Annotated in this window: 8 protein-coding genes; 2 read left to right on the top strand and 6 right to left on the bottom strand. The window is 37.1% G+C overall.

Translation table 11 applies throughout. From position 1 onward, the window contains the following. Nucleotides 1–149: 149 nt before the first annotated feature. Complete coding sequence (locus MWH25_RS12020; protein ID WP_248627896.1) at nt 150–461, top strand: YtrH family sporulation protein; 312 nt, start codon at nt 150–152, stop codon at nt 459–461. A gap of 1 nt (nt 462) precedes the next feature. Continuing rightward, the gene (locus MWH25_RS12015) at nt 463–936 is read left to right on the top strand and encodes a DUF1664 domain-containing protein (protein WP_248627895.1); all 474 of its coding nucleotides are present in this window, start codon (nt 463–465) and stop codon (nt 934–936) included. Nucleotides 937–982: 46 nt separating this feature from the next. Here MWH25_RS12015 and MWH25_RS12010 read toward each other — a convergent pair whose 3' ends face one another. The 6 genes from MWH25_RS12010 to MWH25_RS11985 all read right to left on the bottom strand — a co-directional run bounded on the left by MWH25_RS12010 (nt 983) and on the right by MWH25_RS11985 (nt 9,822). Next, nucleotides 983–2,170 carry a pyridoxal phosphate-dependent aminotransferase gene (locus tag MWH25_RS12010; RefSeq protein ID WP_248627894.1) on the bottom strand — a complete coding sequence of 396 codons (1,188 nt, stop codon included), beginning with the start codon at nt 2,168–2,170 and terminating at the stop codon, nt 983–985. A 314-nt stretch (nt 2,171–2,484) separates the two neighbouring features. Continuing rightward, nucleotides 2,485–4,296 carry a translational GTPase TypA gene (typA, locus tag MWH25_RS12005; protein ID WP_248627893.1) on the bottom strand — a complete coding sequence of 604 codons (1,812 nt, stop codon included), beginning with the start codon at nt 4,294–4,296 and terminating at the stop codon, nt 2,485–2,487. A 206-nt stretch (nt 4,297–4,502) separates the two neighbouring features. After that, entirely contained in the window at nt 4,503–5,264 is a 762-nt protein-coding gene (locus MWH25_RS12000) for a histidinol-phosphatase HisJ family protein (protein WP_248627892.1), read from the bottom strand. Nucleotides 5,265–5,273: 9 nt separating this feature from the next. Next, entirely contained in the window at nt 5,274–5,672 is a 399-nt protein-coding gene (locus MWH25_RS11995; RefSeq protein WP_248627891.1) for a secondary thiamine-phosphate synthase enzyme YjbQ, read from the bottom strand. A gap of 379 nt (nt 5,673–6,051) precedes the next feature. Then, entirely contained in the window at nt 6,052–7,833 is a 1,782-nt protein-coding gene (locus MWH25_RS11990; RefSeq protein ID WP_248627890.1) for an NADH-dependent [FeFe] hydrogenase, group A6, read from the bottom strand. 186 nt (nt 7,834–8,019) lie between these two features. After that, entirely contained in the window at nt 8,020–9,822 is a 1,803-nt protein-coding gene (locus tag MWH25_RS11985) for an NADH-quinone oxidoreductase subunit NuoF (RefSeq protein WP_248627889.1), read from the bottom strand. Nucleotides 9,823–9,980: the final 158 nt, after the last annotated feature.

Below are 9,980 nucleotides of genomic sequence, written 5' to 3'. Positions count from 1 at the left end.
TTCTAGTTATTGTAGATTGTCTTCACAATACTAGGCGATACTTTTCATATCGCAACAGATCACACCATAATTGTAATTAAATCAGACATAATTCAACCCCAAAAACAATACAAATACTCGTATAAACTTAATCTGGTAGGTGAATAGATATGAACCGACTAGTTCTGGTCTTTTTTATCGCTTTAGGGGTAGTCTTAGGTGGAGCAATTATTGGTAGTGTAGGAGCAACCTTAACTGGAGAATCGCCACTCAAAGCAATGATCCAATTAAGTCAAGAAATTAAATTATGGGCAGTCGTTACTGCCATTGGTGGTACCTTTAGCAATTTAAGGATTATCGAAGGTGGAGTCTTTGAAGGGAGATTTATTGTCTTAGTCAGACAGTTTGTCCTCTTAACTGCTGCTTTTATAGGAGCTCAACTTGGCATCTGGCTAATTACTATCCTCACTGGGGGAAACTAAGATGGCATTCAACTTTTTAACCTTGACCAAAACTGAACTGCTACGCCTAGTGGCCAGTTTTATCTTCGGAGTTATCATCGGAGTTACCCTCTTCAATCTCTTTATAGGACAGCAATTTGATCAATTAATTTATGAAAAGGAAGAATTGAAAGCCAAACTGGAAAACCAAACAGCCCAATTAGAACAATTAGAAGAAAGCTTGGCTGAGGAAAGAAAGAAGATTATCCAAAAACTACAAGTTAAGATCGAAACAGATTTAGATAAACATATCACCCAGGAATTAAAACAGAAGATCTTCAATCTCCTAAAAAGTCTAATCGGTCGTGAAATAGATAATATCGATGGCAATCTAATAGCCGAAACCCTTGAGGAAAGAATTCTAATTATCGAAGGGGATGAGTATGAATTAGATCTACTCTGGTTTATGATCCAACCTGAAGCTATAGTTTCTTTTAAAATCAATACAAATGAATAAAGTTGCCAGCTGGCAACTTTATTCAAGTTATTGACTTAATATCATCTTATTTATTTAATAAGCCGTCAATTCGCTCAATCGCTTCTGTTATCTGCTCCTCACTAGCAGCATAAGACAACCTCAAATATCCCTCTTGCCCAAAAGCAGAACCAGGTATCGTAGCTACTCCTGCTTTCTGTAATAATAACTCTGCTAACTTCTGATCATTAGTTACTTCTTGGTCTGCTACAGTCCTTCCTATTAATCCTGTAATGTTAACAAAGACATAAAAAGCCCCTGCAGGATCAAGCACTTCCATCCCTGGAATCTGATTTAAGCCCTTAACTATAATTTCTTGTCGTTGACTAAAGGCCTCTTTCATCTTAATAGTCGGCTCTTGAGTACCTAATAAGGCTGCTAAACTTGCTCTTTGAGCAATTGAATTAGCATTAGAGGTGCTATGACTTTGCAATCGCCCCATAGCTTCAATAATCTCTTGAGGTCCCGTAGCATAACCAATTCTCCACCCTGTCATCGCATAAGCTTTAGAAACACCATCAATCACGACTGTTCGCTCTTTAATCTTTGGCCCTAATGCAGCAATACTGATAACATCTTGCTCATAACTTATCTTTTGATAGATCTCATCAGCAATAACTAAAATATCTTCTTCAACTATCACTTCAGCAAGTTCAGCTAACTCCTTTTCAGTATAGACTGCTCCTGTTGGATTATTAGGGCTATTAATAATTACAGCTCTAGTCTGAGGTGTAATTGCTTCTTTAAGCTGCTTGGCAGTCAATTTAAACTTAACCTCTTCAGCAGTCTTAACCTTGACAGGTCTGCCTCCTGCAAATTTGATCTGCTCTGGATAACTGACCCAATAAGGCATAGGTAAGATTACCTCATCATCAGGATTTACTATAGCCTGTAAAGCATTAAATAACGACTGCTTAGCCCCAGTGGAAACAATCACCTGCTCAGGGGCATACTCCAATCCTTTATCCTCCTTAAATCTAGTACAGACAGCTTCCTGCAATTTCTTGATCCCAACTGTTGAAGTATAAGTAGTAAAGCCTTTTTTAATAGCTTCAATACCTGCTTTCTTTACATGCTGTGGAGTTTCAAAATCTGGCTCACCAGCTCCCAAGCCGATTATATCCCTTCCTTCTTCTTTTAACCGCTTAGCCTCAGCACTGATTGCTAATGTCGGAGAATCTTGAATCTGACTAATTCGTCTTGATAATTCTACCATCCCTTCTTCTCCCTCCTTTGAATTATACTTACTCTTTCAGCTAAATTAAAGCCTGTTAGTACAATGCTTCGCAGATAACTAAATTTCTCTGCACCCCCGTCTTAGTGTACAATTTACAATTGACAATTGATAGTTTACAATCAAATTCAAAACCACACAATCAAAACACTAAAACCACCACTGTTCACAAGACATCATATAATTGAATGTTCTCATCTCCAATAATTTATTTTAGCTGAGATTACTCTACACTTAAACCTTTCCGCTCTTATCTAATTACTAATTACTAATTACCAATTACTAGTCACTAATCCCTACTCCCGATTACTCTTAATTCTCTTCTTCTTACCTAAGATCCTTTTACGTAATCTAATATTTTCAGGTGTTACCTCTACCAGCTCATCCTCAGTAATATATTCTAAAGCTTCTTCTAAACTTAATTCAGTAGCTGGAGTTAGGATCATTGCCTCATCAGCAGAACCTGATCTCATATTATCTAACTTCTTCTGTTTACAGATATTGATATCTAAATCCTGTTCTCTAGCATTAGAACCAACTATCATTCCCGCATAAACCTTTACTCCAGGTTCAACAAATATACTTCCTCTTTCTTGAGCATTAAAGATACCATACCTACTGACTTCTCCTTGGCGATCAGCTACTATAGAGCCAGTCTTTCTAGTAAAGATCTCTCCTCGATAATCATCATAGTGAGAAAAGTTATGATTTAAGATTCCTTCACCTTTAGTCTTAGTTAAAAACTCAGATCTAAATCCAATCAGCCCTCTAGCTGGTACTTCAAAGACCAGTCTAACTCTAGTCTCACTTAAATGGTTCATCTCCTGCATTTGGCCCTTCCGTTGTCCTAGTAATTCAATAACTGTCCCCATAAATTCTTCTGGAACATCAATAGTAACCTCTTCAATCGGTTCTAACTTCTGACCATCTTCTTCTTTAATAATTGCTTCTGGCTTAGAAACTTGAAGTTCATATCCTTCCCGACGCATCGTCTCAATTAAGATGGATAAATGTAGCTCTCCCCTGCCTGAAACCTTAAAAGTATCAGGGGCCAACTCCTCTACTTGCAAGGCAACATTTTTTTCTAATTCATTCAATAACCTCTCTTTCAGTTTACGAGAAGTGACAAAATCACCTTCCTGACCAGCAAAAGGGCTATCATTAGTTGTAAAGGTCATTGCTACTGTCGGTTCTTCAATCTTAACAAATGGCAATGCTTCTGGTTGCTCCAAATCAGCAACTGTCTCTCCAATATTGATCCCTTCTAAACCTGCTAAAGCTACAATTTCTCCTACCTTAGCCTCAGCTACTTCCTTTCTCTCCAACCCATGGTAAGTAAATAATTTCGAGATCTTTTTAGAATCAACTTCACCACCCCTCTGACAGATAGCTACTTCTTCACCTTCAGTCACCTGACCACGATTAATTTTGCCTAACGCCATCTGACCTACATAATCATTATATTCAATAGTAGTTACTATCATTTGTAAAGGAGCATCCAACTCTCCCTCTGGAGCTGGAATATGCTCTTTAATTGCTTCAAATAATGGATCTAGATCATCATTTTCAGCAGCTAAATCTTCTTGGGCAAATCCTTCCAAAGCTGAAGCATAGATGACTGGAAATTCAATCTGCTCCTCGGTAGCCCCTAAGTCAATAAATAGATCCAATACCTCATCCACAACAGCTTCCGGCCTAGCCTTCGGACGATCAATCTTATTAATCACCACAATTGGAGTTAATTCCAACTCTAAGGCTTTGGTTAAGACAAACTTGGTCTGAGGCATTGGCCCTTCGAAAGCATCAACGACCAATAATACCCCATCAACCATCTTTAAAATCCGCTCTACCTCTCCTCCAAAATCTGCATGACCAGGAGTATCAATAATATTGATCTTAGTCCCTTGATAATCAACGGCTGTATTCTTAGATAAAATAGTAATCCCTCGTTCTTTTTCTAAATCATTATCATCCATAACCCTTTCTTCAACTTCCTGCTTAGCATGAAAAATACCACTCTCTTTTAACATTCCATCAACTAAAGTCGTTTTACCATGATCAACATGAGCTATAATTGCTATATTTCTAATATCTTCCCTTACTGTCATTTTATCCTCCCTTTTTTTCAAACAATCACTTCCAATTAATAGTTAAGTATCTATATAATTGCAAATTATTAATTTTACATTATACAGTTATTGTACAGTTATAGTTTAGATTATAATATTTAGCCTTGCTTGTCAACAAAATTCAGTTTTCTAAAATTTTAGAATTACTAGTTACTAGTCACAAGTTACTCATCACTAACTACCAATTACAACTCAACCATCTTTCGCTCCCGCTCTTTAAAGGTAGCAATCTCTCTATACCCAATCCCTCTTAATAAATCTCTAACCTCAATTAAATTTTCCCCTACACGCTGAGCAATATGAGCATCAGAACTTAATGTTATTGGAATCTCCAGTTGATAAGCCCTTTCTAAGATCTCTTTACTAGGATAGAACTCCCCTACAGGCTTATTCAATCCATTAGTATTGATCTCGATTGCCAGATCATTCTCTGCAATCACCTCTAACACAGGAGCTACAATATCCAAAACACTACCCTCCGGCTTAAAATTAAAAATCTTAATCAGATCTAGATGACCTAAAAAATCAAACAAGTTAGATTGAGCTGCTTGTTTAATATAATTGAAATAAGTTTGATACAACTCATCTAAACCCCAATTTTGATATTCAGCTTTATAATCTGGATGATCAAACATCCAGCCATCTAGATAATGAATTGAACCTATTACATAGTCTAATTCAAATTGCTCCAAAAAATCATTAATTTCTACTTCTTCTCCTGGAGTATAATCCATCTCTATTCCAGTTCTAACCTTTAATTCAGGATAGCCTTTTGCTACCTGCTGGACTAATGCAAAATCAAACTGCTGATAATAACGGTTATGATCAGCAAATCCTATCTCTGCTAGCCCCTTGTTAATTGCTTCCTCCATAAATTCTTTAAGATTCTCTGCCGTCATAGCTCTATCTTGATGCCCTAATGGATGAATATGATAATCTACTAACATTTTAACTCCCTACCCTTCTATTAATTTAATATTTACTCTTCTCGTTCTTGGTCCGTCAAACTCAGCAAAATAAACCCCTTGCCAAGTTCCCAATAATAACTCTCCTTGCTCTATAATAATCTGTTCAGATGAACCAAATAATGTTGCCTTAATATGAGCAGCTGAGTTCCCTTCTAAATGTTGATAATTATCTTTAAAAGGAATCACCTTGTTTATTTGCCTTAAAATATCTTCTTCCACAGTAGGATCAGCATTCTCATTAATGGTAATTCCAGCAGTAGTATGAGGCACAAAAATAATACATTGCCCTGTCCTAATATTTGCTTGTTCAATTATCTTCTGCACTTTAGTAGTTAGATCAATCAATTCAGTCTTAGACTTAGTTTTAACTACAAATTCATGTAACATGTAATCACCTCTTCTTAATAATATAGTGTTCTCCCTACAAGTCTTATTAGACTTTTCAATATTTGCAAAGCATCCTACAACTAAATATTTTATCTCCCACTATTTTCTTTTAGCTGAGAATAATTAATTAAATAATTAATTCTCAATCTAATTAATTATTCCTGCAGATAGATTATTTGAATAATAAGATTCTACTGCAAAAAAGGTTGTTTTTTAAGTGTAATCATTTAAAAGTGCTATATATTTTAGCATCCTACTTATTTTAAGTTTTATTTTCTTACTGATATAATTAAGTTTTAACTTGTATTTTTAAAAAAATTAATAAATTTAGTAATGTGTTCTATGGAAAAGAAGAATAATGAGCAAGCTAGCTTGCTCATTATTCTTCTTTCTTTTCTTCTGCCTGTTCCTGGTAAGTATATAATTTTCTATCTACATAACCTGTATGTAATAATTTCTGTGATCTTTCACCATGGGGCTGACCTAAAAATTTCTCGTATAACCTCTTAACAAAGGGATTTTCATGGGCTTTGCGATGTTCTTTATCTCGATCAGCAGTAAATAATCCTTCGGCTCTACTGACATAGGCATCTCCCATCTTAGTCCAGTTATCATAACCAGCATAGACAGGTTGTCCTCCTCCACCAACACACCCTCCATTCGGACAGGCCATCACCTCTACAAAGTCATAATCACGTTCTCCAGTCTGTAAGCGATGAATCAACCTTCTAGCATTACCAGTTCCTCGTGCTACTGCTGCTTTAATAGTCCTACCATCACCTAATTCAACCTCTCCTTCTTTAAAATCTTTACCTCGTACCTCTTTTAATTCTATTTTATCAAGTTCTTTTCCTGTTAACTTTTCATAGACGGTTCGCAAAGTTGCTTCACAAACTCCACCAGTTGAACCAAAGATGACTCCTGCTCCTGAAGCATAACCCATCGGCTCATCATATTCTTCATCTTCTAACGTAGTTAAATCTAGTCCAGCTTCCTTAATCATTTCAGCCAACTCTCGCGTTGTTAAGTTGAGATCAACATCCCGATCCTGTCCACTATCATTCATTTCTGGTCGAGCAGCTTCATATTTTTTAGCTACACAAGGCATGACTGAAACCGAAAATATATCTTCGGGATCTATTCCAGCTTCTTGAGCATAATAAGTTTTAATCAAAGCTCCAAAGACCTGCTGAGGAGATTTACAAGAGGATAAATTAGGAATTAATTCAGGGTAAAAGCTTTCACAGAATTTTACCCAAGCTGGGCAACAAGAAGTGAACTGTGGTAAATCTTGATCACTTTCTAACCGCTCCATTAATTCATGCCCTTCTTCCATAACCACAACATCAGCCCCAAAACAATCATCAAAGACCTTGTCAAACCCTAACCTCTTCAATGCTGCTACCAGTTTACCAGTTACCAGACTCCCGGTCTCCATTCCGAATAATTCACCAATTGTAACCCTAATTGCCGGTGCTGTTTGAATAACAACATGTTTATCAGGATCTTTTAACGCATGCCAAGCTTCTTCTTTATTATCTCTACCATGTAAAGCCCCTGTTGGGCAGACTAAAATACATTGTCCACAAGTAATACATGGAGTATCTAGATAACTATCATTAAAAGCAGGCCCAGCAACTGTTGGGAATCCTCTTTCCAGTACATCATAGATATGTACTTCTTGGACTTTAGAACAGACAGTGATACATCTACGGCACATGATACATTTACTCGGCTCGCGAACTAATGATGGGGATAGATCATCGACTGGATATTCATTCTTCTTACCTTGGTAACTTACCTGTCGAACCCCAAACTGATCAGCTAAAGCTTGCAATTCACAATTTAAATTAGCAGCACAGGTTAAACAATCAAAAGGATGGTCGGATAATAATAACTCCAATACCGTCTTTCTATAATCTAAAATCTCTGGAGTATTACTTCTAACTACTAACCCATCCCTAACCTTATATGTACAAGCTGGCTGTAAGTTTTGCTCTCCTTCTATCTCTACAACACAAATTCTACAGGCTGCTGGCTCATTTACCCCTTCTAAATAACATAATGTGGGAATATCTATATTGGCTTTATTAGCAGCAGCAATTAGATTTTCTCCCTCTTCGATCTCAACTTCCTGTCCATCAATTGTCAAAGTTACCATCAACATTCCTCCTTAGACAAGATTAATGCTCTCCCTACAAGTCTTATTAGACTTTCCGTACTAAAAACCATTTGCTAAATTAAAGCCTGTTATTACAATACTTCGCAGATAACTAAGTTTCTCTGCCCCGCATCCCCCAACTAAATATTTTATCTTCCACTATTTTAACTGAAAGTACTCAAGATTCTAATCCTTAGAAATAACCTCAAAAGGACATTCTTCTTCACAAATACCACAAGCTGTACAGACTTCGCGATCTATCTCATACGTGTCACCTACTTCTCCTTTGATTGCTTGAGCAGGACAAGCAGCTTCACACTTGCCACAAACTTTACATAACTCTGAATCAATTTTATATTTTTGTAATCCTTTACAGACCCCTGTTGGACAATATTTATCCTCTGCATGGGCCAAATACTCATCCTCAAAATGCTCAATAGCACTTAAGACTGGATTGGGAGCAGACTTACAGAGTCCACATAAAGCAGTCCGCTTAATTGTTTGCGAAAGATTTTTTAACCGCTCTAAATCCTCTCTTCTCCCTTCTCCTTCTACAATCTGGTCCATAATCTCTAATAATCGCTTAGTTCCAATCCGACCTGGGGCACACTTGCCACAAGCTTCATCTTGGGTGAAATCCAAATAGAATCGAGCTACATCAACCATACAGCTTGTCTCATCTAGAATGATTAAACCACCTGAACCCATCATTGAGCCTACTTCTAGTAGTGCATCATACTCTAATGGAGTATCTAGATAATCTGCTGGCAAACAGCCCCCTGATGGCCCACCAGTTTGAACTGCTTTAAACTCTTTTTCATCTGGAATTCCTCCACCCAGTTTAAAAATTACATCACTTAAACTGATCCCAATTGGTACCTCAATTAATCCTGTATTATTAATATCCCCTGCTAAAGCAAACACCTTAGTTCCTGTACTATCTTCAGTACCAAGCTTTCTATACCATGCTCCCCCTTCCCTAATAATAATCGGAACATTAGCTAAAGTCTCTACATTATTAATTAAGGTTGGTTGGCCCCATAAACCATCCTGAGCTGGATAAGGAGGTTTAGATTGTGGATCACCACGATATCCTTCTACTGAAGTGATTAAAGCCGTCTCTTCACCACAAACAAAGGCCCCTGCTCCAATTCTAATCTCAACATCAAAGCTAAATTGACTACCATGAATATTATCGCCTAACATCCCCTCTTCTCTAGCTGACTTAATTGCTCTTTCTAACCGCTCGACAGCTAATGGATATTCAGCTCGGACATAGACAAAACCCTGGGTGGCTCCAATTGCATAAGCCCCTAGGGCCAACCCCTCTAATACACTATGGGGATCTCCTTCTAAGATACTACGATCCATAAAAGCACCAGGATCACCCTCATCTGCATTACAGATTATGTATTTAGGAGTTGCTTGATTTTCATACGTTATTTCCCATTTAATACCGGTTGGAAACCCACCGCCCCCCCTTCCTCGCAGACCTGATTCTTTAACCTCTGCAATTACCTGCTTTGGTTCTAACTCTGTTACAGCCTTCTTGAGAGCTTGATACCCCCCCTGCTCCATATATTCTTCTATTTCTAGAGGATCTATTTTCCCACAATTATCTAAGACAATCCTTTTTTGATACTTATAAAAATCCATATCTTCCTTTTTAGCAACCTTCTTTTCTGTCTCCGGATCTATATAAAGCAGATCCTCTATAACTCCACCATTCACTAGATGCTCTCTTACAATCCGTTCTACATCCTCAGCTTTAACTTGGCAATAAAAAACCTCATCCTCTTCACCTTGAGCATGAATAGTGATGATTGGCCCTAATTCACAAAAACCAAAACAACCTGTCTGAGTTATTTTAGTCTCTGAAAAGAGATCATGCTCTTTCAATTCAGTTATTAGATTCTGATAAATGGTTGGTTCGCCTGAAGAATTACAACTTGTTCCAGCACAGAGCAGTATTTCATATTTGTTCTGCATTCTATCCCTCCCGTTCTAATCAGCTTAGCGTGTACAATTGATAATTGATAGTTAAAATCTTTAAAATTAAAATATTGCTTAATTGATATATAGTTTCACTTTTAAAATTAAAATCTGCAACCAATAAACTTCAAAATCAGTTGCGAGAGGGCTAAAAA

The organism is Natroniella acetigena, from assembly GCF_023227745.1.
GTDB lineage: Bacteria > Bacillota > Halanaerobiia > Halobacteroidales > Halobacteroidaceae > Natroniella > Natroniella acetigena.
This window is presented reverse-complemented; position numbering and strand designations above follow the sequence as displayed.